At 35.6% G+C, this 24,643-nt stretch carries 22 protein-coding genes; all 22 read left to right on the forward strand.

The genetic code is table 11. From position 1 onward, the window contains the following. Positions 1–25: 25 nt before the first annotated feature. On the forward strand, positions 26–1,312 hold the full coding sequence (locus ACST15_RS06205; protein WP_459453826.1) for a lipopolysaccharide biosynthesis protein: 1,287 nt from the start codon (positions 26–28) through the stop codon (positions 1,310–1,312). After that, entirely contained in the window at positions 1,285–2,778 is a 1,494-nt protein-coding gene (locus ACST15_RS06210; RefSeq protein ID WP_459453827.1) for a hypothetical protein, read from the forward strand. Before ACST15_RS06205 ends, ACST15_RS06210 begins: the two co-directional genes overlap by 28 nt. Continuing rightward, entirely contained in the window at positions 2,771–3,760 is a 990-nt protein-coding gene (locus tag ACST15_RS06215) for a class I SAM-dependent methyltransferase (protein ID WP_459453828.1), read from the forward strand. Before ACST15_RS06210 ends, ACST15_RS06215 begins: the two co-directional genes overlap by 8 nt. Positions 3,761–3,865: 105 nt before the next feature. Beyond that, on the forward strand, positions 3,866–5,284 hold the full coding sequence (locus tag ACST15_RS06220) for a hypothetical protein (protein ID WP_459453829.1): 1,419 nt from the start codon (positions 3,866–3,868) through the stop codon (positions 5,282–5,284). A 12-nt stretch (positions 5,285–5,296) separates the two neighbouring features. Further along, on the forward strand, positions 5,297–5,914 hold the full coding sequence (gene hisH, locus ACST15_RS06225) for an imidazole glycerol phosphate synthase subunit HisH (RefSeq protein WP_459453830.1): 618 nt from the start codon (positions 5,297–5,299) through the stop codon (positions 5,912–5,914). A 2-nt stretch (positions 5,915–5,916) separates the two neighbouring features. Then, a complete protein-coding gene (locus ACST15_RS06230) occupies positions 5,917–6,678 on the forward strand; it encodes an AglZ/HisF2 family acetamidino modification protein (protein WP_459453831.1) in 762 nt (253 codons plus the stop codon). Continuing rightward, the gene (locus ACST15_RS06235; RefSeq protein WP_459453832.1) at positions 6,671–7,783 is read left to right on the forward strand and encodes an N-acetyl sugar amidotransferase; all 1,113 of its coding nucleotides are present in this window, start codon (positions 6,671–6,673) and stop codon (positions 7,781–7,783) included. The genes ACST15_RS06230 and ACST15_RS06235 overlap by 8 nt, the downstream gene beginning before the upstream one ends. After that, the gene (locus tag ACST15_RS06240; protein ID WP_459453833.1) at positions 7,776–9,047 is read left to right on the forward strand and encodes a glycosyltransferase; all 1,272 of its coding nucleotides are present in this window, start codon (positions 7,776–7,778) and stop codon (positions 9,045–9,047) included. Before ACST15_RS06235 ends, ACST15_RS06240 begins: the two co-directional genes overlap by 8 nt. Positions 9,048–9,050: 3 nt before the next feature. Then, positions 9,051–10,238, forward strand: coding sequence for a glycosyltransferase (locus ACST15_RS06245; RefSeq protein WP_459453834.1), 1,188 nt, complete (start codon positions 9,051–9,053; stop codon positions 10,236–10,238). Between the two features lie 17 nt (positions 10,239–10,255). Beyond that, positions 10,256–11,248 (forward strand): NAD-dependent epimerase/dehydratase family protein, encoded by a 993-nt coding sequence (locus ACST15_RS06250; RefSeq protein WP_459453835.1) that lies wholly within the window; start codon positions 10,256–10,258, stop codon positions 11,246–11,248. Positions 11,249–11,291: 43 nt separating this feature from the next. Then, positions 11,292–12,311, forward strand: coding sequence for a Gfo/Idh/MocA family protein (locus tag ACST15_RS06255; protein WP_459453836.1), 1,020 nt, complete (start codon positions 11,292–11,294; stop codon positions 12,309–12,311). Positions 12,312–12,321: 10 nt separating this feature from the next. Beyond that, positions 12,322–12,792: an acyltransferase gene (locus ACST15_RS06260; protein WP_459453837.1), complete on the forward strand. Its 471-nt coding sequence runs from the start codon at positions 12,322–12,324 to the stop codon at positions 12,790–12,792. Next, positions 12,789–13,901 carry a DegT/DnrJ/EryC1/StrS family aminotransferase gene (locus ACST15_RS06265; protein ID WP_459453838.1) on the forward strand — a complete coding sequence of 371 codons (1,113 nt, stop codon included), beginning with the start codon at positions 12,789–12,791 and terminating at the stop codon, positions 13,899–13,901. The genes ACST15_RS06260 and ACST15_RS06265 overlap by 4 nt, the downstream gene beginning before the upstream one ends. A gap of 247 nt (positions 13,902–14,148) precedes the next feature. Further along, positions 14,149–15,450: a nucleotide sugar dehydrogenase gene (locus tag ACST15_RS06270; protein WP_459453839.1), complete on the forward strand. Its 1,302-nt coding sequence runs from the start codon at positions 14,149–14,151 to the stop codon at positions 15,448–15,450. 15 nt (positions 15,451–15,465) lie between these two features. After that, the gene (locus ACST15_RS06275) at positions 15,466–16,443 is read left to right on the forward strand and encodes an SDR family oxidoreductase (protein ID WP_459453840.1); all 978 of its coding nucleotides are present in this window, start codon (positions 15,466–15,468) and stop codon (positions 16,441–16,443) included. A 42-nt stretch (positions 16,444–16,485) separates the two neighbouring features. After that, on the forward strand, positions 16,486–18,360 hold the full coding sequence (gene asnB / locus ACST15_RS06280) for an asparagine synthase (glutamine-hydrolyzing) (RefSeq protein WP_459453841.1): 1,875 nt from the start codon (positions 16,486–16,488) through the stop codon (positions 18,358–18,360). Positions 18,361–18,370: 10 nt separating this feature from the next. Beyond that, on the forward strand, positions 18,371–19,513 hold the full coding sequence (locus tag ACST15_RS06285; RefSeq protein ID WP_459453842.1) for a glycosyltransferase family 4 protein: 1,143 nt from the start codon (positions 18,371–18,373) through the stop codon (positions 19,511–19,513). An 11-nt stretch (positions 19,514–19,524) separates the two neighbouring features. Continuing rightward, complete coding sequence (locus tag ACST15_RS06290; protein WP_459453843.1) at positions 19,525–20,514, forward strand: polysaccharide biosynthesis protein; 990 nt, start codon at positions 19,525–19,527, stop codon at positions 20,512–20,514. A gap of 4 nt (positions 20,515–20,518) precedes the next feature. Then, the gene (gene wecB, locus ACST15_RS06295) at positions 20,519–21,655 is read left to right on the forward strand and encodes a non-hydrolyzing UDP-N-acetylglucosamine 2-epimerase (protein WP_459453844.1); all 1,137 of its coding nucleotides are present in this window, start codon (positions 20,519–20,521) and stop codon (positions 21,653–21,655) included. Next, positions 21,652–22,518, forward strand: coding sequence for a dTDP-4-dehydrorhamnose reductase family protein (locus ACST15_RS06300; RefSeq protein WP_459453845.1), 867 nt, complete (start codon positions 21,652–21,654; stop codon positions 22,516–22,518). The genes wecB and ACST15_RS06300 overlap by 4 nt, the downstream gene beginning before the upstream one ends. Next, positions 22,519–23,718, forward strand: coding sequence for a glycosyltransferase family 4 protein (locus ACST15_RS06305; RefSeq protein WP_459453846.1), 1,200 nt, complete (start codon positions 22,519–22,521; stop codon positions 23,716–23,718). It abuts the gene before it with no gap. 5 nt (positions 23,719–23,723) lie between these two features. After that, positions 23,724–24,617 carry an NAD-dependent epimerase/dehydratase family protein gene (locus tag ACST15_RS06310; RefSeq protein WP_459453847.1) on the forward strand — a complete coding sequence of 298 codons (894 nt, stop codon included), beginning with the start codon at positions 23,724–23,726 and terminating at the stop codon, positions 24,615–24,617. Positions 24,618–24,643: the final 26 nt, after the last annotated feature.

The raw sequence follows: 24,643 nt of genomic DNA on the forward strand, positions 1-24,643 counted from the left end.
TCTAACAAATCAACAACACTTGCTTGTGAATGCTCTATTAGGGAAGCTTACTAATTCAACCTTATTTAAGTCCTCTCTTATTTATTCCTTTTTCGGTATCTTAAATGCGGTGGGACCATTTATACTTTTACCCGTTTTATCTCACCATTTAAGCACTGAAGAATATGGATATATAGCCATGTTTTCCGTGTTAATAAGCTTTATTACACCCATCATGGGATTGGGAATTAATACTTCGCTTCCCCGGTTTTTTTACAGCTTAGAAAACAAGGAGTTTATTGAACTCATATCCATTTGTCTGTATTTTGTATTAATCACTTTAGTGCCCATTCTCTGTATAAGTTATATTTTAAGAGAATTCATTTATCAATTTACTTCACTTAGTTATTACAGAATTGCTTTCGCATTGGTGATATCAGCCTGTCAATTTATACATTCGCTATGTTTGTATTATTGGCAAGTCAAACAAAAACCGATAGCTTATGGCTTATTTCAACTGGGCTATATATTGTTGAATCTATCATTGTCATTGTATTTTGTGCTTTTAAAAAACTATCAATCGGATGGTAGAATTTATGGCTGGCTATTATCTGCCTTAACCATGTCCCTGATTGCGGTTATTATTCTTTTGCGTCAAAATCTACTGGTCTTCTCTTTTCCAAAAGCCATATTCCAACAAGCCCTAAGCTTTAGCTCACCCTTGATTTTTCATAATCTGGGAGGTTTTTTTCTGAATATCATCGATCGAGTAATTATTAATCGGATTATCGGTTTAGATGGGGCGGGCATTTATGCCATTGCCTATCAAATTGGAAGTATATTTAACGTTTTCCTAAGCGCCTGCAATACAGCTTATACGCCTTGGTTGTTCTCGACATTAAATTCAAATAAAGATACCCTGGTTAAAAGAAAGATTGTTGGTCTTACCTACGTCTCATTTATCGCCATTTTAGTATTTGTCATCATTTTCAGTGTATGCGCCACTTTCTTATTCCCTTACTTTGTAGGGAATTCTTTTGCAGAATCAAAGACGCTTTTACCCATTATATTTTTGGGTTTTGGGTTAGGGGGAATGTATTTATTAGTAGCCAATTTTATTTTTTACGCGCAGAAAACAGCGCTCATTGCTCAGAATACTATTTTATTGGGATTCCTTAACTGCGGAATTTGCTACCTGTTTATTTCCAATTTTGGATTGAAAGGGGCAGCTATTGCTATGTGTGTTGCCAATTTCATTTTGTTTTTATCCAATTGGTTTATTTCAAACAGCGTGTATAAAATGCCATGGAAGTCGCCATTGTTAAAGACATAAAGGATATGAAGAGTCCAAGTGATGTCATACATTATATCGAGTTCCTCGAGAAAAAATATCGTCCATTTTCGTGGACCTGTTCAGATATTGAAATTTGGCCATTACTGAGAATAGAGATATATCAGAAATTGTCATTGGAAGTATTAAAAAGTGATCATCAGCCTAGTAAAAGAGGAGCAGTAGAAAGAATAAAATCGATTATAGGGACTTTTGAAGGGGTTAGGACGGAGAAGGAAACAGATTTTCTTTTCATCAGTGATAATACTTCTTTTTTAAAAATTAATGATATCACGATTGACAAGTTATGTGATCCCATCATAGACATCGTGTCCTCCAAGCAGTTTACTTGGCAAAAGTGGACCTATACCCAATCCCCTAAGTTCAGATTATATTTTAAGTCCCAGTGCATAGGCTTCCCCATTTTCATGGCAAAAATTAAGTCATTATTGAAAGGGAAACGTAAAACTGAAATTCAGCATGAATTAGCCAAGACCCAATTGTTTGAATTACTGGATGAACTTAATCTGGAATTCCCAGGAAGATTTAGTCTTAATTCCTCCAATATTGTCAGTGTACTCAATTCCTTCATTGAATTGGTCAATTGGTTTATGGGGCGTTTATCCAAGATTAAACCTAAATTTATTTTTATTGTAGACTACTACAACTTGAATAATATAGCACTACTTATAGCGGCTAATAAGTTGAAAATTCGTTCGGCTGATGTACAGCATGGGGTTCAGTCAGTATTGCATGCAGCGTATTCCGGATGGGTAAATGAGCCCCATAAACGCTATGAAAGCTTACCTTCGCATTATTTCGTTTGGTCTGAATATGAAAAAAGCCTCATAGATTCTTGGGCTAAAGGAGCCTATCATCCCGTTGTTTTGGGTAATTTAATTAGGTCCTTATATAAAAAACTAGAATCTTCCGGAATGGAGCTAAGCACAGATAAAATTCGGAATCTGATTCATGAGAGAAACAAGGAAAATATTAATGTCCTTTTTACGATGCAATATGGAATCGTCTATGAGGATGATTTTTATCAAATGATTAGCCAAACTCAGGAAAAGTTTAATTGGTTTATTCGATTGCATCCCGTAGATAATAATGAAAATGGCTGGGGAAAAATGGCGGGACTTTGTGAAAAACATAAGCTCGACCGAGTAGATTTTAAAATATGCTCTTCTCTGCCATTAGAATTGTTGTTGACAGAAATGAATATTCATGTATCGCATAGTTCTTCCGTCGTATTGGATGGTCATTCCTTTGGCTTGAAATCCATTCTTTTTGATAACTATGGGAAATTATTTTTTAAAGAGCGACTTGAAGAAGGCTTTATCTTTTTTGTAAATAATTACGATGAAATACCTAATTTGATACTTCGTGAATCAGTAGTGGCCAACAAAATTTTGGATGATTTATCCAATGAAATTATTAAAAAAAATATTTCAATTATTTATGAATAGTTTAAATTGTAAGTCTTGTGGTTCATCAAATACTTTAAGCCGCAATTATGTAGATAAGTTTTTCGATAAAACTCATTTATTTAATGCTCATATCGTTATTTGTTGCAGAGATTGTGGCTTTGGATATTCTTTCCCTCATTTGGATGAAAAAGTTGTATATGAATTTTATAAAAATGTTTACAGAGGTGTTGAATCTCCCTACTATATAAATTTTGATCAATTAATTCCTCAAGGGAAAGATAGAGCAAGCGCGCAATTACAATTAGGGTTTAAATACTTAACTGGCAAAAACAAAGGTAATTTGAAATTTTTAGATATTGGACCTGGAGATGGATCTTCATTCATTGCAGCAAAAGAAAAAGAAATTAAAAATTCTTATGCAATTGAACTTTCTAAAGATTGTAGTAATGCATATGAAAGGCTTTTTAAAGTTTCCACTGTTGAGTCTATTGAAAGAATTCCAAAAAATTTATTTTTTGACATAATATTGTCTAGTCATTGTTTCGAACATTTTTATTATGAAGATTTAATTTTATACCTAGAAAAGCTCAAATTGTTAATCAACAAAGATGGGGTGTTAGTAGTAGAGGTTCCTAATGATGATTTTCGAATCATGAAAAATTATTCAGATTCACCACATTTTTGTTTTTTTTCAATGGAAAGTTTAAAAAAACTATTTACTTATTGTGGATATGAAATTCTTTTTTGTGATTCTTGTGGGCACAAAATTCATGAGTATGATGAAATTACTAATAAGAGTTATACTCTTTTTAGTAATTTAAAAACAAAAAGTAAAAATTTAATTTCAAAATCTGCTTTTGGAAGGACTGTTATTGAATTTTTGAAGTCCAAGCTAATTTATTTTAAAATTCTTCCTGACCCAATTAGTTATTTAATTGATTTTAACAACAAAACCTATGAATATGGCGGAGATAGGAATTGCCTTAGAATAGTTGGCAAAGTAAAAAACAATCAAATCTAATATTGAATACGAAAAGTTAAATTTCTGAACTCATTAAAATTGGTTATCCAATTTGTGTATTTAAATATCTAATTAAATGATTATATCGGATTATATATATAAAATTTGAACAATTTAGAAGAGATATTATTTGGGACTTATAAATATAAGCAGCTTTTATATGTTGCTTTTATTTATGCTATCGCACTAATATTTTTTCAGGAGTATGTTAGTTTTGGATTCTTCTTTTCCCAAATATTCCTGATTAATACTATCACGGCCATCAGTTTAATTAAGAATCGCTTAGGGGTAATTCCTTCGGCACGGTATCTGTTTATTGTATCACCTGGGTTTTTACAAAGCCTATTCTGGTCATTTTCCGATGGCAGTGTGAGAGTGGCTTTCCTAGCCAATGATTATATTACGGAAGAGATAGTTAGGCAAGTCGCATTAATGTCCACCATCGGTGGGGTTTCAGCCATGATAGGATTTGTGGTGATTCCCATTCGTTTTAAAATTAAGGTTCCTTCCATTTCAATTACAAGGCGTCATACGCAAATTATTTTTATTCTTTTTCTGGCTTTTGCATTTTGGCATGCGAAAAATCTGGGCTCTTCGATGCTAACTTCTGGTGCATATGGAGGTGATACGGAAGAATCTACCAAATCTCCCATTGGGACAATAAATGTGTTCTATTTTCTTTTTTTCTCTATATTTTTTATTTATAGATTGTTTCATCAAAAAATTAATCGGCTTACTAAATATTCCTATTATATTATTGCCTTAATTATAATATTGTATGTAGCATTACGTGGTGTGAGACAAGATTCCTTGGGGTTTATATTAGCAGTAATTACTATTTTATATTCTAGTGGAATAGATTTTAAAAAAAAAACACAATATCGAATAGTTTTTAGCCTATTTTGTTTTAGTTGGTTGGGTTCTATTTTGACTGGTATTCTTCGTTCCGAATTTAGCTTAGCTTACCTGGTGCAAATTTTATCAGATCCTTTAAGTCTATTTTTCTTTTTAAAGGATGAGTATTTAGTAGTGAATTTGGATACAGCCTCCATGACTATAGGAACATTGAATGTTATACCTTACAAGATAAAAGAAGGGGGTTTTTTACTAGGAAAAACTTTTTTTGATTGGCTACCTAGAACTTTTCCTGAGTTTATTTATCCTAATAGGCCAGAAGATCCTTCTTATTTAATGCAGTACCAAGGAGAATGGTTTGGATGGGGTGGAATTCATGAAATTGCTGAAGAATTTTGGAATTTTGGATATCTCGGTGTCATCATCATGCCATTTTTATTCTCCTATCTGATTCATTCTTTGGGCAAGTCATTTATTCGCTCTGCCTCATTTTTCACAGCCATTCCCATTGTTTGGTTGATCATGATGCCTCGGTGGTCATGGTATCAGATATTTGCTTTATATAAATCGACGGTGGTGATGGTCATTATTATTTACCTACTCTATTTCATTATTGGTATAAGTTCCAGAGGGGGAATGAAAATTAGCTCCAATAAAAGTAAATCGTAAAAGTTGTATTAAATGGATTCAAATTCTATTGTAATTATTGACTATGGAATGGGGAATATTGGATCTGTCGCCAATATGATTAAAAAGGCCGGGGGGAATGCCATCATCACATCAGATCATGAACAAATATTAAAGGCTAAGAAACTGTTATTGCCAGGTGTGGGGGCTTTTGATGCAGGAATGACAAACTTACATGATAAAGGATTAACCGAGGTTATTAAGGAAGCAGTCAGTTCTTCCAATACGACATTATTGGGGATCTGCCTGGGCATGCAATTATTATTTGATAAAAGTGAAGAGGGAGAATTACCTGGAATGGGATTGATTTCAGGTAGTGTGCACCGTTTTGTCTCTAATAATATGTCCATGAAAATTCCACACATGGGCTGGAATAGCATACACATTAAAAATAATAATCCGCTGATGGACTCATTGGAGGACAGCCGTTATTATTTTGTTCATTCCTATTATGTTAAATGCAATCATCCCGAAGATGTTGTTGCCACCACGCAATACATTGTAGATTTTGATTCCATTGTCCGTAAAAACAAGGTGTATGGAGCTCAATTTCACCCAGAGAAGAGCCATAAATTTGGTTTAACCCTTTTCCAAAACTTTATAGCCCTGTAACTATGTTTTTGCCGAGAGTTATCCCATGCCTCTTAATTGAATCTGGAAGACTAGTTAAAACCAGGAAGTTCTCCGAACCAGGTTATATTGGTGACCCTATTAATGCGGTTAAGATATTCAATGAGTTAGAGGTGGATGAACTAATTTTATTGGACATTGCGGCTTCTAAAAAAAATGTCGAACCCAACTATGAACATATAAGTGAGATCGTTAGTGAAGCATTTATGCCAGTAGCCGTGGGTGGTGGGATTAAAACATTTGAACAAGCTTCTAAACTAATTAACATTGGTGTGGAGAAGGTTATTGTCAACACAGGCAGTTTTGAAAGTTATTCAGTGATTAATGAAATTGCCAACCATTTTGGTTCACAGAGTGCGGTGTTGTCAGTTGATATAAAAAAAACCTTGTTTGGAGGATATAAAGTGTATGACCATCGGTCTAAAAAAACAGTAAGTATTGATTTTTTAGAGCATATTCAACATGCCATCTCGGCAGGTGCAGGGGAGATATTCATAAACTTTGTGGACAATGACGGGATGGGTAATGGATACAACTATGAGGTGATACGAAGTGTATCATCCGCCGTACAGGTGCCATTGATTGCTTGTGGCGGCGCGGGTCAACTAGAAGATTTTTATAAAGCGGTACAGTCTGGTGCCACAGCAACCGCGGCAGGAAGCATGTTTGTTTATTCAGGGAAACATCGTGCTGTCATGATTAATTATCCTGGCTACGAAGTATTAAAAAGACTTTTTAATGAATAATGAATATAGGCGATGCACCCGATGCATCATGGATACCACAGCGGCTAACATCACTTTTGATGAGCAAGGTATATGTAATTTCTGTACGGATTACCTGAATGGCTACCATAAGCATGTAACTACAGGCGGCTTACCCGCTTTAGTAGAAAAAATTAAAGCAGATGGTAAGGGAAAAGAATATGATTGCATTGTAGGAGTAAGTGGTGGGGTGGACAGTTCTTTCACCTTGTATACCGTGGTAAAATCAGGATTAAGACCCTTGGCCGTGCACCTTGACAATGGCTGGAATTCAGAGCTAGCGGTGAGTAACATTACCAATCTAATTAAAAAGCTTAATGTTGATCTTTACACGCATGTTATCGAATGGGAAGAGAACCGGGATATGCAGCTTTCTTTTATTAAAGCGAATGTGCTAGATATTGAGATGTTAATGGATAATGCTCAGGCTGCGCTCAATTTCAGAGTGGCAAAAAAATATAATCTCCACTATATTTTGTCGGGCTCAAATACCGCTACGGAAGGTATATTAGCCCCTAATTCATGGGTGCATTACAAATACGACGTAAAAAATATCAAAGCAATCCATAAGAAATTTGGTACGGTGAAAATAAAAACTCACCCCTTGATGTCAACGATCGATTACCTTGTTTATACTAAGATTCATAAAATTAAATGGGAGCTATTCCTGGATTATATGGATTATAATAAGCAGGAAGCAATAGAAATTTTGAAGAGAGAAATTGGCTATAAGCCTTACCCTTATAAACACTACGAATCGGTATTTACCCGATTTTATCAAGGATATATTCTACCAGAAAAATTCAATATTGATAAGCGAAAAATACATCTTTCCACGCTGATCATGAGTAAGCAGTTGAGTAGGGAGGAGGCATTGGAACACCTGGAAACCTCACCATATCCAGATCCAAATTTATTGCAACAAGACATCGAATATGTGATGAAGAAGTTTGGTATGACCAGAGAGCAGCTCGATAATTATATCGCCCAGCCAGGAGTGCCACATGATGTCTATCCTACAGAAGAGCCATTGTTTAAGTCGCTTGTAAAATTCTATCAGTTATTTAAGAAAGGTAAGCATGCCTAACAAGCATCTGGTATTAATAGCATACTATTTTCCTCCCTATAATATCATTGCAGCGCAAAGGGCAGCCAAACTTGCTACAAACCTGGCGAATAAAGGATTTAAGGTAACAGTTCTCACCTTAGATGAACAGTTTGTTCATCCGGACAAAATCGACTACGAGTTTTGTAAAGAAGTCTATTCGCGTCCAGAGATAGAAATTCAAAAAATTCCTCTGTATGGAATAGGCTATGAAAATTCAGAAAAGGCAGGAATTATTAGTAGGTTGATTTCAGGATTCCTATCTAGATTACTTTGTAGCAATGGCATTTTTTGGTATCCCTTGCTTCGCAAAAAAATAAAAGCACTATTGAAAGAGAATCCGGTAGATAAGATAATCGCTACGGGCTCACCTTATCTTCCATTTTACCTTCTTTATCAATTGAAGAGGAGTAGTGGTTTAAGTTATATTCTGGATTACAGGGATTTGTGGACGGGCAATCCCCGGGCACAATATTTTGGCTGGGCGCGTAAACTCGTGGGGGCTACCCTAGAAAAACAATCTTTAAAATATGCACATGGCGTCATGACTGTTTCGGATGGATGTGCAGAAGCATTAAATGACTCCATGGGCATGAGTGCCAAAAAAGCGATGGTTGTTCGAAATCTTCCAGACGAAACCTATAAAGAATTTTTCTACCGTTCTTATGCTGACACTTCACATGCACAAAATAAAATATTATTTGTCTTGAGTGGGACGGTGTATAAATCTTGCACATTTAGTTCCATTCTTAAGGCCTTACCAGCTGTAGATCAAAAATTACTGGAAAAATTAGAGTTTCATTATTGTGGTACCTCTGCGGATTTGGTCCAACAAGAATTTGATGCCGCGGGTTTTAGTCACTTGCTTGTGAACCATGGATATGTAAAAAAAGTGGAGGCTTTTGAGCTACTTAAAAAAGCTTCCGTGCTTATTTCATTAATTGACGATGGTAAACTTACCTACGATGCTTCTGTAGCTGGCCTCATGACGACCAAAATCTTTGATTATTTTCTAACAGGCAAGCCCATACTTAATATTGGTCCTGCCGGATGCAATACAGAAGCTTTTGCGAAAGAAATAGCCTATCCCGAGTTTTATTCTTTCGAAGGTAAAGACAAAGAGGGCATCACAAAATTTATAGAGAAAATGCTAAATAAAGATACCCACCAAGTATCCTATCAAAGGGTAAGTCTACCTGATTTTGATGCTGATTTTCAGCATGCCATGACCTTATTTGAATCCTAGTACATGAAAAAATGTGTCATTATAGCTCCCTTAGTCAGCCATGCAACGGCTGGTAGGGTAGCTGCTTTACTGAGTACGGGTATGGAGGTGTCGCTGATTGATATCAGCGGAAGGAGAATTGATTCGGATGTAGTGAATATAGCTCCCTATTCCAAGCTAAAACAAATTCATTACCTCGACATCACCTCATTGGATCCATTTTACCGAGTACCTACTATTGGGGAAAGGATAAAGGATGTTTTGAGAAGCTATGGCTTTTTACAGGAAAACCCAGCTATTTGCACTAAAATTCAGGAAATACTAAGTCAAGAAAAACCCGATGTAGTAGTCGGTTTTTACGGACCGCTAGGTATACATATGTTACGCTTAGTGAAAAAAGTATCTCCGAAAACGAAAACCGTTTTTATACCCAACCTGGTGCCAAGTACCATTCTTGATGGGAACCCACTGATCAAGTTTTTGAAAAAAAGGCTTATCAATGAGTTCGTTGATTATACAAATTGGATAAGGAAAATCGATTTCATTTTTTGTGCGTCTAAAGAGATGCAGGATTTTATTCATCGCAAGTTCAAGTATCCTGTTGAAAAGATGCGTATTATCCCCGATTTCCACCCAGCAGCATTTAAAGCAGCTTCCTTGCAACAAGAAGTATCCGATTCAAAAACTGGGCTAAAAGGGCTTATTTTCTTGGGCGCACCAGAACGTTGGGGAGGAAAGATTGATAACTTGGATGGTCAATTAAATGCATTGGTAGATGGTGGCATCCCAGTACATACTTCATCTTCCTTGTCGGGCGGTAATGTTACATGGGGAACTTATCCCTATTTCAGTGACAAAGATGTATTTGAAGGCAAACTGTCGGATTACGCTCACGAGTTTGATGCAGCCTTGGTTACTTATAATATTTCTAAAAGATCGGAGCGTTTTCGCTCTACCTTGCCCACTCGTTTTTTTTCGGCTTTAGCAGCCGGCCTACCCATTGCTCTTCGAGGAGGTATTTTTGATGCTGCGGAGACATTTATACAGACACATAACAATGGATTTGTATTTCAAACAATTGCCGAATTGAAAAGTAAACTTGAGGATAGCGATAATATGCGTTTATGCAGGGAAAATGCTATTCAAAAAATAGATACTTTTACGGCTGAAAATCAGAGAGAGGCAATTTTGGAAGCCTTCGGTAAATTATGATTCAATAAAACACACATATGGAAATTAAAAAAATCCTTGTAACAGGCGGCGCCGGCATGATTGGTTCCAATCTGGTTGCAAAACTACTTAGCGAAAATTTTGAAGTTACCATCATTGATAACTTTTGGAGAGGAAGCATTGAAAATCTTAAATATACTTGTAAAGAAAACTTTTCAAAAATTAGAATTATAACAGCCGATCTCTCTACTCCAGGTGATTGGTATCGTTATTTTTATGAAGTTGATTGCGTGTATCATTTAGCTGATATTGTGGCTGGAATCGGATATGTATTTGCCAATGAAGGCTCTATTTTCCGCAAGAATCTACTGATAAATGCCAATGTAACTCAGGTAGTGGCTGCTGCTAGTAATATTAAAAGATATATTTATGTTGGTACGGCCTGCTCTTTCCCAAAACAGCTCCAAACTGGCGTCACCGCCAAACCGCTTGAGGAAATCGATCAATTTCCCGCTTATCCAGAATCAGCCTATGGTTGGAGTAAGTTAATGGGAGAGTTGGATGCCACCTACTTGTCTGCTGAAAGAAAGATTGACTGTGTTACACTTTCTCTACATAATGTATATGGAACACCATGCGAGTATAAATCTAACCGTTCACAAGTTATTCCATCTCTAGTGTACAGAGCACTTTCGAGAGCTGACCAGAAATTGGTCGTTTGGGGAAATGGAAAACAAGGACGTGCATTCATCCATGTTGATGATGTAGTGGCAGGATTATATTTGTCGCTTACAAAAGGAGAAAATGCAGGGACTATTCAGCTTGGTCCAGATGTTTGTACTTCTATTGGTGAAATTGCGGAAACGATAGTTGATATCATCGATGCTGGTATTGAGGTTGAATATGATATCACAAAACCGATTGGAGATTTAGGCAGATGTGCCAATTATTCAAAGGCGGTTGAGCAACTTGGATGGGAACCTAGCATTAAATTGAAGGAGGGTCTCAGGGGAGTTGTTAATTATGTTCAAGTAAAAGAATCAACACTCTGAAATAAGGGTACTCAATAATTAATTCAAATATATAATAAGATAAATGGCTGAGAAATCAATAAAATTTGCGCTATTGGGATGTGGTCGAATTGCACAACGCCACGCAGAACATATTGCTAATAATGGTGAGCTTGTAGCAGTTTGTGATACAGATAATAAAAAAGCTGATGAATTAGCAGCAAAATACAAATCTAAAGCTTACTATGATGTAGATACATTATTGCAAGAAGAAAAAGATCTAGATGTTATTTCTATTTGTACACCCAATGGATTGCATGCCCAGCATGCCATCAAATCTTTGAAAGCAGGTTTTCATGTTTTATGCGAAAAACCGATGGCCATTAGTGTACACGACTGTGGCGAAATGATTAAAACTGCAGAACAATACAATAGGCGTTTATTTGCCATCAAACAGAACAGGTTTAATCCACCAGTATCAGCTGTAAAAAAGTTGATTGATAATGGCAGCTTAGGGAAAATTTACAGCATACAGCTAAGTTGTTTCTGGAATAGAAACGCTGACTACTATGCCAATTCCTGGAAGGGGACCAAAGACTTAGATGGCGGGACGCTTTACACCCAATTTAGTCATTTTATTGATCTTGTATATTGGATGGTTGGCGATATCAAGCGCACCTATGCTTTTACAAGAAATTATTCTCATCAGGATACCATTGAGTTTGAGGATACGGGTGTAGTTATAGCTGAATTTCATAATGGTGCTATCGGGACAATTAATTACACGGTTAATTCTTTCAGCAAAAATATGGAAGGTTCACTCACGATTTTTGCTGAAAAAGGTACCGTTAAAATTGGAGGTCAGTATCTAAATGAACTTGAATATCAGGATATTCAGGGTATCGTTATTAAAGATCTTCCTAAAGGGAATACAGCCAATAATTACGGAACATATGTAGGTTCCATGTCGAATCATGATAAAGTGTATGAAAATCTTGTTGATGTCTTGAGAAATGGAAGCGCCATTTCTACCAATTTCTTTGAGGGCTTGAAGACCGTAGAGATTATTGATAAAATATATAACGCGGCAAAATCACTCAACTAAAAAAGATTGTATGTACACAAAATTATCCATATCCATTAAAGATGATGTTGTTTTCGGACAAAATGTAAAAATCGTGGAGCCATGCAATTTATATGGATGTAAATTGGGCAATGATGTTTTTATTGGCCCTTTTGTTGAGATACAAAAAGACGTCATTATTGGAAATAGATCAAAAGTTCAATCGCATTCATTTATTTGTGAATTAGTTGAAATTGGAAATGATTGTTTTATTGGTCATGGTGTGATGTTTATTAATGATCTTTTTGCCAAAGGAGGTCCAGCAAGAGGAGATAAAAATTTATGGAAATCCACATGTATTGGAAACAACGTATCCATCGGTTCTAATGCAACAATTTTACCAGTTGAGATATGTGATGATGTAGTGATTGGAGCAGGAAGTGTTGTTACTAAATCGATAACTGTACCGGGAACCTATGCTGGTAATCCCGCTAAAATGTTAAACCAGAAATATAAATTATGAAGATCCCATTTGTCGATCTAAAAACACAGTATCAGAATCATAAAGAAGAAATTGATGAAGCAATAAGTTCAGTTATTGAACAGACAGCATTTATTGGTGGAAAATTTGTGAAGGAATTTGAACAGAAATTCGCAGAGAAATATGGGGTAGCTCATATGATTAGCTGTGGCAACGGAACGGATTCATTATATATCATCATGAAAATGCTAGGTATTGGTCATGGTGACGAGGTGATAACTGTATCCAATAGTTGGATTTCTACTTCGGAAACTATCTCCCAAACAGGAGCAAAACCAGTCTTTGTGGATTGTGATCCAGTTTATTATACCATCGATGCAGATCGTATTGAAGATAAAATTTCGAATAAAACGAAAGCCATTTTACCTGTTCATATATATGGTCAAATGTGTGACATGGATAAGTTAACCAATATAGCCCAAAAGTATTCTCTTTACCTGATTGAGGATTGTGCACAAGCGCATTTTTCAACTTTTATGGGAACGAAAGCGGGAATGTTCGGTATTGCTGGATCCTTTTCTTTTTATCCAGGTAAAAACCTGGGGGCTTATGGAGATGCAGGAGGGATTATCACAAACGATCCAATTTTGGCTGAAAAAATGACGATGTTTGCTAGACACGGTGCATTGATTAAGCATAAACACAAGATGGAAGGAATCAATAGTCGTCTTGATTCGCTGCAAGCTTCTATTTTAACGGCAAAGCTAAATCATATACTAGATTGGACAAAGAAAAGAAGGGAAAATGCTGAGAAAATAACCCGGCTACTTACTGGAACGGGAGACGTAATAGTACCAGCTGTACGAAAAAATTCCGAACATTCATTTCACTTATATGTGATTCAAACTGCTCACAGAGATAAATTGGCAGCATGGTTAAAAGAAAAGGGTATAGAAACTTCAGTTCACTACCCAACACCTTTGCCTTTGCTAGAAGCATATGGTTATTTACAACATATTCCTGAAGATTTTCCTGTGGCACATCAATTGTCAAAAAGAATTCTCAGTTTGCCTTTATATCCAGAATTGACTGATGAACAGATTGCTTACCTAGTGGATTCAATTAAAGAATTTTTCCAAAGTCAATTTTAAGTCAGTATTTAATATAAATGGTTACCGATGAATTCAAAAAAAATAAATACTGAATTAAATGGGAAACCATCTTAGCAGCTTCCTAATTGAGGTAAGTTGAATAGCTAGGAACTCTGAAAGTTGGCTATTGTATTGACATACTTTATTTTTAGTATTGAGTCTCCACTTCAATATAGTACCAATATTATTGGTTAAAGATTATGGCTTATACGATGAAAGTAAGCTATCACTTTATTTAAATATATAAATGAAAAAAAATAGAATTGGGATAATCGGTTTGGGCTATGTAGGTTTACCTCTAGCAGTAGAATTCTCACATAAATACTTTACTGTAGGATTTGACATAAATGTGGAGCGAATTCGAAAATTGAGTGAAGATCGTTTCGATGAAACCCATGAAGTTGAACGAGAGACTTTACAAAAAGTAGTAAGGGACAAAGTCGCGGTATCTGATGAAGATCATGGGCTTTTTCTAACGTCCGATGCACAGGCTCTTGAAGCTTGTAATATATATATTGTTACGGTGCCTACTCCTGTTGATAAAAATAATAGACCTGATTTAACTCCTCTATATAAGGCAAGTAAGGTCGTAGGAGATGTATTAAAGAAAGGAGATATCGTTATTTACGAATCTACAGTATATCCAGGTGTAACCGAAGATGAATGTGTTCCCATTCTAGAGAAAACATCAGGCCTAAGGTTTAATATAGACTTTTTTTGTGGATACTCTCCTGAAAGAATAAATCCAGGAGACAAATTACATACAGTTTCTAAAATTCTGAAAGTAACCTCAGGTTCTACCCCAGAATCAGCACTTATCATTGACGAACTCTATAAATCAATAATTAGTGCAGGAACGCATTTAGCTTCATCCATTAAAGTAGCGGAAGCGGCCAAAGTAATCGAAAATGCCCAAAGGGACATCAATATTGCTTTTATTAATGAATTGGCCAAAATTTTTAACCGATTGGGAATTGATACCAATGAAGTATTAAAAGCAGCAGGTACCAAATGGAATTTTCTCAATTTTAAACCAGGTCTTGTAGGCGGACACTGTATCGGAGTGGATCCATATTACCTAGCTCAAAAAGCACAAGAAGTAGGTTATAATCCAGAAATTATATTGGCAGGAAGAAGGTTAAATGATGGGATGGCTAATTATATAGCCAATGAGGTTATTAAATTAATGATTCAGAAAGATATCAAAGTCAAAGATTCGAATATCCTGGTTTTAGGATTTACGTTTAAGGAAAATTGTCCAGATGTCCGTAATACCAAAGTCATCGATATCGTGAATACATTGAAAGAGTATGGGGTACGTGTGACTATTCATGATCCTTGGGCCGGTCCTGATGACATTCAAAATCAGTATAAAGAGACTTCAATTCAGTCTCTAGAGGATGTTAACCAGAAATTTGATGCCATTATTCTAGCTGTTGCTCATGATAAGTTCAATGAAATTGAAATAAATAATTTTAAGTCTTCCAATTCAGTAATATATGATATAAAAGGAATTTTACCGAAGGCTATTGTAGATGGTTGTTTGTAATTACAAAGTATAAAAATGAATACAGAAAAATATCATGATATTGATCTCTCTAAATCCAACTTTCTCATTACGGGAGGTGCAGGATTTATAGGAAGTAATCTGGTCAAATATTTATTGAAGTACAATGCCGGCAAAGTTCGTGTACTGGATAATTTGTCGAACGGGTATAAGAATAATATTGAAGAATTCCTTGATGATAAGCGTTTTGAATTTGTTGAGGGAGATATCAGAGATTTCAATACCTGTAAACAGGTATTGAAAGATATACATTATGTAAGCCATCAGGCAGCTCTTGGGAGCGTACCTAGGTCCATAAAAGACCCCATTACCTCTAACAGTGTAAATATTGACGGCTTTTTGAATTTGATTACGGCTGTCAAAGATGAACCTACCGTAAAAAGAATGGTATATGCTGCTTCTTCCTCTACCTATGGCGACAGTGAAAATTTGCCAAAAACTGAAGGAGAAGAAGGCTCTCCTTTATCTCCCTATGCAGTTACTAAAGTAGTGAATGAATTGTACGCCGATGTGTTCTCCCGGGTTTACGGATTACATACACTTGGTTTACGATATTTCAATGTCTTTGGACCTAAGCAAAGTCCTGATAATCCCTACGCCGCGGTCATCCCACTTTTTATTAAAGCAGCCAAAGAAAGTAGATCACCTTCGATTTTCGGTGACGGTCTAACATCAAGAGATTTCACATTTGTTGAGAACGTGATTCAAGCAAATATCAAAGGGATGCTTTTAAATGATCTTCCTAAACACGAAGTTATTAATGTGGCATGTGGAGAAAGAAATAGTTTATCACGTATTTGGGAAATACTCGGAGAAATTTCTGGAAATACAATGATGCCGGTCTTTTTGGACGAACGACCTGGCGATATTAAAGTTAGTCTTGCTAGCATAGATAAAGCCTTCAAATTAATCGGATACAAGCCTACTATATATTTTGAGGAGGGATTAAAATATACTTTCGAGTATTCAAACTAGGCTAAATAATTATATGGCACAAAATGAAAATTTGAAGTAGGTATGTGTGGTATCAGTGGGTTTAATTTCAGGAATGAATCTTTAATAAAGGCAATGAATCAACGCCTGGCACATCGCGGGCCAGATGGTAGTTCATATCATATAGAAGATAATCTGAGCTTGGGACATGCACGTTTATCTATAATAGATTTGAGTAATGCAGGCCAGCAACCCATGTTTTATAGTTCTAAGAATCGGAATATAGGAATTATATTTAATGGAGAGATATATAACTATATTGAGTTAAGAGAACGATTAAAGAAGCTGGGCTATTCATTTACAACGCAAAGTGATACTGAAGTTATACTTGTAGCCTATCTCGAATGGGGTGAAAATTGTGTGCATGAGTTTAATGGAATGTGGTCATTTTGTATTTATGATGTAAGTGCTCAAGTGCTATTTTGTTCACGTGATCGACTAGGCGTAAAACCTTTTCATTATTTTTATGAAAATGGAAAATTTGTTTTTAGCTCTGAATTAAAATCCATCCTTTTACACACAGATCTTCAGTTGAATAGAGCTGAGAACATTAATACTAAATCCCTTGAACTGTTTTTCTCCCTTGGATACATTCCCTCTCCTTACTCCATATATAAAAATATATCTAAACTTCCTGCAGGAAATAATTTAATCTTTGATCTTAAAAGTTCAGAGATAAAAAAAGTATATCAATATTATCATGTTAAGGTTACTGATAAATCATTGAATAAGTACGATTTAATAGATGAAGGAAAAAGTATACTACGGGATGCCGTTCAATTGAGAATGAGGAGTGATGTGCCAGTGGGGGCTTTTCTGAGTGGGGGATTAGACAGTTCAACTGTGGTGGGAGAAATGAAACATTTTACCCATGCGGATAAGCTCCATACATTTTCAATTGGTTTCGAGGATAAGGCTTATGATGAGTCAAAATATATCAATATTGTAAAGGAATATTTCAAAACGCAACACCATCATTATATCTATCGGGAAGACGATTTTAAATCGATGTGGTCAACATATTCAGAAGTTTTTGATGAACCCTTTGGAGATTACTCTTCATTCCCAAGTTACCAGGTTTGTAAAATGGCTCGTGAAAATGCAAAGGTTGTTTTAAGTGGAGATGGTGGAGATGAAATATTTGGAGGTTATCCAATTTATAGTACAGGGTATTTGACGGATAGGTTGCAATCTATTCCGTTTGCTATCAGGCAAGTATTTTATAATATAGCAAAAAGAGCAAAACCTCTTGATCGTAGGTTGGCTAAGGTATCAGAATTACTAAGATTGTCTTTGCAACCCAAAAGTAGTTTTTACAGTCAGATGTTTAACTTGGATAGGTATAAACCAGAATCATATGTGGCATTTACGACCGAAAAACTAACTGAAGCTCTAAGGATTTCAGAGAATGATTTGGCAGAAGCATTCAGGGTATATGATCTTTTGTATAACACTCTTGCGGACAATTACCTTGTTAAGGTGGACAGAACCTCTATGCGTAATTCCATTGAAGTGAGGAGCCCTTTCCTTGATTATCGATTTATTGATTATGCACAGAAAATACCCGTTAAAGAGAAGGTAGGGATATTTAGCAATAAAATCCTGATGAGAGAAATCATTAAAGACATCGTGCCAAACGAAATTTTGACAAGAGACAAAATGGGATTTACTCCACCAATTAAAAACTGGCTTTATCAGTCTATACCTACTGAAAAGTTTCAAAAATATTGTACTTATTTAAAGGAACTGAACGCACCTTTATATGAATTTTATCAGAAAATGATGTATTCAGGCCAAATTTCTTACATGAATGATTTTTACATGATGAAACTTGCAATATTCGGGAAATGGTTCGAATATTGGATTTTAAATATAAAAGACGGATCCAATAATAAATAATACCGCTTTTATGACATTAGGTATCGATGCATCAACACCAGGTTCAGGCGGAGCAAGACGACATTTATTAGAAATCCTCAAATGTTTTAATCCTACTGAAGATAGTTTTGAAAAAATAAAAATATGGGGAGTAAAAAGAAATCTCGATCAGATTCCTGATTATCCTTGGCTTGAAAAAATAAGTCACCCATATTTAAATAAGAATTTTTTTTACCGAACATGGTGGCAAATTTTTATAAGGAGTCGGACCTTTCAAAAATCTGAAATTGATGTACTTTTCAGCCCCTTTGGTACGTTCACGGGTAGCTTTAGACCCTATGCAACTATGTCAAGAAATATGCTCATTTTTGATGTAAATGAGCAACGTCGTTTTGGGTGGTCTTGGTGGCGCCTAAAACTGATGATACTGAATTTTACTCAGAGAAAATCCTTTAATAAAGCATCTGGACTTATATTTATTTCCGAGCACGCAAAGAGTGTAATTTCTAAAGTGATCAATACTTCCAATAAAAAAATATCGATTATTCATCATGGAGTTTCATCGGTTTTTCGGTCAAAACCCAAGGAGCAGCGATCCTTTGAATTATATGATATCAGTCACCCATTTCGGTTATTATATGTATCTAGTATTTGGATTTACAAACATCCATGGAACGTTGTTCAAGCAGTAAATAATTTAAGGGCTAAAGGATACCCAGTAATATTGGATATTGTAGGAGCAAATGAAGAAAAAAAGGCGGGTGATAAATTGTATGATGCCATCAAAGCAGTAAGTGGTAATGAGACTTTTGTCTTTTGGCATCAAGCTGTAGGGCTTGATGAAATATCCTCTTATTACAAGCAGAGTGATGCTTTTGTTTTTGCTTCAACTTGTGAGAACATGCCCAATATTTTAATAGAAGCCATGTCCTCCGGCTTACCAATTGCATGTTCAGATTATGCACCTATGCCAGAATTTCTAGGTGAAGGTGGATTATATATTGATCCGTTGAATATAGCGGATATTGAAAAAAAGCTGGAAAAACTATTACTGGATGTTAAACTTCGCCAAGAGATTTCAGACTTATCTTACCAAGAATCATTTAAGTACAATTGGCAAAAGTGTGCGAAAGAAACTTTTGCATTTTTAGCTACGCTAACAAATCATAATTAATAGCCCTTTATATGTTCACAGGAAAAACAATTTTAATAACTGGTGGCACAGGTTCTTTTGGAAATGCTGTATTGAAAAGGTTCTTGCATACTCCTATTAAAGAAATAAGGATTTTCAGTCGTGATGAAAAAAAGCAACACGACATGCGCTTGGAAACACAGAATGAAAAGTTAAAATTTTACATTGGAGATGTAAGGGACTATAGCAGTATTGAATCTGCCATGAAAGGTGTAGATTATGTATTTCATGCTGCTGCCTTAAAACAGGTGCCATCCTGCGAATTTTATCCTCTAGAAGCCGTAAGAACCAATATTCTAGGCACAGAAAATGTATTAAATGCGGCAATTGCAAATCATGTAAAGAAAGTTATCTGCCTTAGTACTGATAAGGCAGTTTATCCAATAAATGCTATGGGAGTTTCTAAGGCCATGATGGAAAAGATTATGGTGGCAAAATCTAGAATTTCCGAAGATACAATTTTGGTAGGAACAAGGTATGGGAACGTTATGGCTTCACGTGGGTCTGTCATTCCTTTATTTTATGAGCAGATTATGAATAATCAGCCTATTACTGTTACGGATCCTCAAATGACTCGCTTTATGATGACCTTGGATGATGCGGTGGAACTTGTACTGTATGCTTTTGAACATGGTAAATCGGGAGATATTTTTGTGCAGAAGTCTCCAGCTTCAACCATTGGTGAACTGGCAAGTGCGATGAAGAAAATATATAATTCTGATGTGCCAGTAAATGTTATTGGTACAAGGCATGCTGAAAAATTATATGAAACACTATTAGGACGTGAGGAATTGTTAAATGCTGAGGATCTTGGAGAGTATTATCGTGTAGCTGCAGATAATAGGGATTTAAACTACAATAAATTCTTCACAGAAGGGAATGGTAGCGTGGCAGAGTTAGATGATTATCACTCACACAATACTAGGGGATTATCTCAAGACGAACTAATCATTTTACTCAATAGAATTGGGTATAAATTATAATAAAATGGCCAAGCTTAAAGTAGTAACCATCGTTGGAACAAGACCTGAAATCATTCGGCTAGCAGAATGTATCAAGAAATGTGATCTAGTATTTAATCATATTCTTGTTCATACTGGGCAGAATTATGATTATACACTTAATCAGATTTTTTTTGACGATTTAGAGTTGCGACAGCCGGATTATTTTCTGAATGTAGTAGGAAATGATTTGGGGGAAACAATTGGGAATATCATTGCAAAATCGTACAAAATTCTATCTGAAGAAATGCCAGATGCCATTCTTGTGCTTGGTGATACCAATAGTGTGTTATGTACAATTGCTGCTAAAAGGTTGAAAATACCCATTTTCCATATGGAGGCAGGTAATCGATGCTTTGATCAAAATGTTCCTGAAGAGATAAATCGTAAAATATCTGATCATATAAGTGATATTAATATTGCCTACACTGAACATAGCCGAAGGTATTTACTAAGTGAAGGATTTAGAAAAGACCATGTATTTGTATGTGGATCGCCATTGAGAGAAGTGCTTAATAAATACATGCCTAACATTGAACAAAGCAATGTATTAAGTAGGTTAGGGCTAGAGAAAGGTAAGTATATCGTTGTAAGTGCACATCGTGAAGAAAACATAGATATTAAAAATCATTTTGAAATACTATGTGAATCTTTGAATGCTGTGGCTAATGAACATCAAATTCCGATTATTTTCTCAACACATCCACGAACTAGAAAAAGACTAGAAAGCAAGAATATTACTTTCCATCATTTGATTCAAAATGTTGATCCTCTTGGTTTCTTTGATTATGTGGCATTACAAAAAAATGCGTTTATCGTTTTGTCAGATAGCGGAACAATTAGCGAAGAATCTGCCATGTGTGGATTTCCTGCGGTTAGTATTCGTACAAGTACGGAAAGGCCAGAGGCTGTTGATGCTGGAACGATTGTACTTGGGGGGATTAGTAAAGAGGAGATTCTGAATGCAATCAATGTAGTGAGAACAATGAATTCATTTGGAGAAAAAGCAGAATTACCTAAAGAATATGACATTAACAACTGTTCTGAAAGAATTATTAGACTGATTCAAAGTTATACCTCTATAGTGAATGATGTCATTTGGAATAAATCTACTTTAAAGTGAAAAGGATATTGATACTCGGTTCGGCTGGAATGGCTGGACATGTGGTTAAAAAGTATTTGAGTGATACTGGTAAATATATCATTGGAGAATTAGCCAGAACAGCAGCTCCAGTTAAATTCACTTATTCAGTTGATGTGACAGATATCCATGCACTTGACCATGTTTTAAATGAATTCAACCCTGAGGTAATAATTAACTGTATTGGGGTCTTGAATAAGGATGCGGAGGACAATCCAGAAAAAGCTATTTTTCTAAATAGCTTTTTGCCTCATTATCTTGCAAAAAAAGCAAGTACTTTAGGAATTCGCTTGATACATATTAGCACGGATTGTGTTTTTTCTGGCTCGAAGGGTAATTATTTTGATACAGATGAGAAAGACGGTATAGGGTTTTATGCACAATCAAAGGCTTTAGGAGAAGTAAATTACGGTGCACATCTTACCATAAGGACTTCTATTATAGGTCCTGAGATTAAAACTACTGGCATTGGCCTCTTGCACTGGTTTCTCCGTAATGATGCAAAGGAAATTAAGGGTTATACCCAAGCCTATTGGGGTGGAGTGACAACAATTCAGTTAGCAATTGCAATTGAACACGCCATTGAACAGCCCATATGTGGTCTAATCCATTTGACGAATGGTACAAGAATAAGCAAATATGATTTAGTTAATATATTTAAAAATGTGTTTGACAAAGATGTGTTGATTAAACCAGATGACAATTATAAAGTAGATAAATCCCTAGCAATATCTCTACAAACAAATCTGTTAGGGAGAGTTCCTTCTTATGAAAAAATGGTACAAGAAATGAAATCTTGGATGCAGGATAATAGAGATTTATATAGCCATAATTATACGTATTAGATGCGCTATTGGATTATTTCTGAGCTCTTTTTCCCTGATGAAGTATCTACAGGATATGTCATGACGAGGATCGCTGAGAAAATCAATGAAACCGCGTCAGTGGGCGTTATCTGTGGACCTTATGGTTACCAGTCTGGGGTTTTTAATGCAAAACATCAACTCTCAGAATCAATTCTAGTAAAAAGAGTAAATGTCCCAAGATTTAATAAAAATAGCCTTTTACTAAGAATCCTAGGTTTTATTCTTTTAACCACGGGAATTGCTATTAAAATACTGGTGCATGTAAAAAAAGGGGATAAGCTAGTGTTGGTTACAAATCCACCTACTTTATTACCTGTAACTGCTTTATTAAAGTTGATCAAGAGATTTCGGTTTATCATCATCGTGCATGATGTCTTTCCTGAAAATGCTGTGGCTGGAGGAATGATCAGTGAGAAATCTATCCTGTATAATTTTTTCCTTAACTTATTTAATTGGTCTTACCGAGTTGCCGATAGGTTAATTGTCGTGGGGAGCGACATGAAAGAACTTTTCTATGAAAAGGTAGGTAATAAAAAGCCCATCAGTGTAATTACTAACTGGGCTGATCATACAGATATCTTTCCCATCGAGTATTCAGGCTTTTCCAATAATTATCGACCTGAATCAAAGAATAAGATTATAATTCAGTTTGCAGGTAATATAGGAAGGGTGCAAGGGCTTGAGCAATTTTTTAGGCTTTTAGGAAAAATAAAAAACCATTCATGGTATCTGGTGCTAATAGGAGATGGAGCGCAAAAAGAACTACTTGAAAAAATGGTTGAAGAGCTTTTAATTGCAAATATTCAATTTCTCTCATCAAGACCTAGAGATGAGCAAAATGAATTTTTGAATGCCTCCGACATAGGTTTAGTCACATTAAGTCCTGGAATGTTTGGACTTGGTGTTCCATCAAAAGTATATAATATTTTCTCTGCAGGAAAACCAGTACTTTACATTGGCGATCGAAATGCTGAAATTAGTAGATATATCCATGAAAATAATGTTGGTTGGGCATTTTCCTGGGATGAAGAGGAGGCCATTGCTGATTTTTTTGAGAATATTCATCAAATAGTAGATGAAATTTCTGTAAAAGGAGTTAATGCAAGGAGATTGACGGAAAAGAACTTCACTAAAGATACTATTCTTGATTATTACCGATCTGAAATAGTTGATAACTAAGTTATATGAGAATATTGTTGACTGGAGCTAGTGGATTCCTTGGAAAGTACATTTTATCCAATTTTCAGGTTAATCATGTAGTCGACACTTTGGGGAGGAATAATAATTGTCATTATAAATGTAACCTAGCCAATGAAATTCCTACACTAAATGAAAAATATGATGTGGTGATTCATGCTGCTGGTAAGGCTCACCTAGTCCCGAATACACAAGTTGAGGTAGATGATTTTTTCGGGGTTAATTTTCAAGGGACAATCAATCTATTGAAGGCTTTGGAAGGTCAGCAATTAGGAGCCTTTATTTTCATAAGTTCTGTGGCTGTTTATGGCTTGAATGAGGGGAATAATATACCAGAAACAGCAACACTTCAGGCTATTGACCCCTATGGTAAGAGTAAGATAATGGCAGAGGAAGCGGTGCAGGACTGGGGTTTTAAAAACAATGTCCCCTGCACCATTTTCCGTTTGCCACTCTTGATAGGAATGGATGCACCAGGAAATTTAAATGCGATGATTAATGCAATAAAAAGTGGTATCTATTTTAATATTTCCAATGGTGTTGCCAAAAAAAGTATGGTTCTGGCAAGTGAGATACCTATTGCCATTGAAAAGGCTATGGGCGAAGCGGGAATTTTTAATCTTACGGATGGCCATAATCCCTCATTCAATGAACTCAGCCAACTTATCTCAAAGCAACTAAATCGAAAGGTTTATAGAATGCCTTATTGGATTGCAAAAATTATTGCAAAAATTGGAGATTTAATGGGTAATAAAGCACCTTTAAACACTAATAAATTCAAGAAAATTACTACTGACCTAACATTCGATGACACCAAGGCTAGAGAAGTTTTTGGGTGGAACCCTACACCTGTTTTGGAGGGGTTTAGAAATATTCATTAGTTTGTTTTGAACTAATTATTTCGGGT

The organism is Aquirufa sp. Wall-65K1 (genome assembly GCF_054558475.1).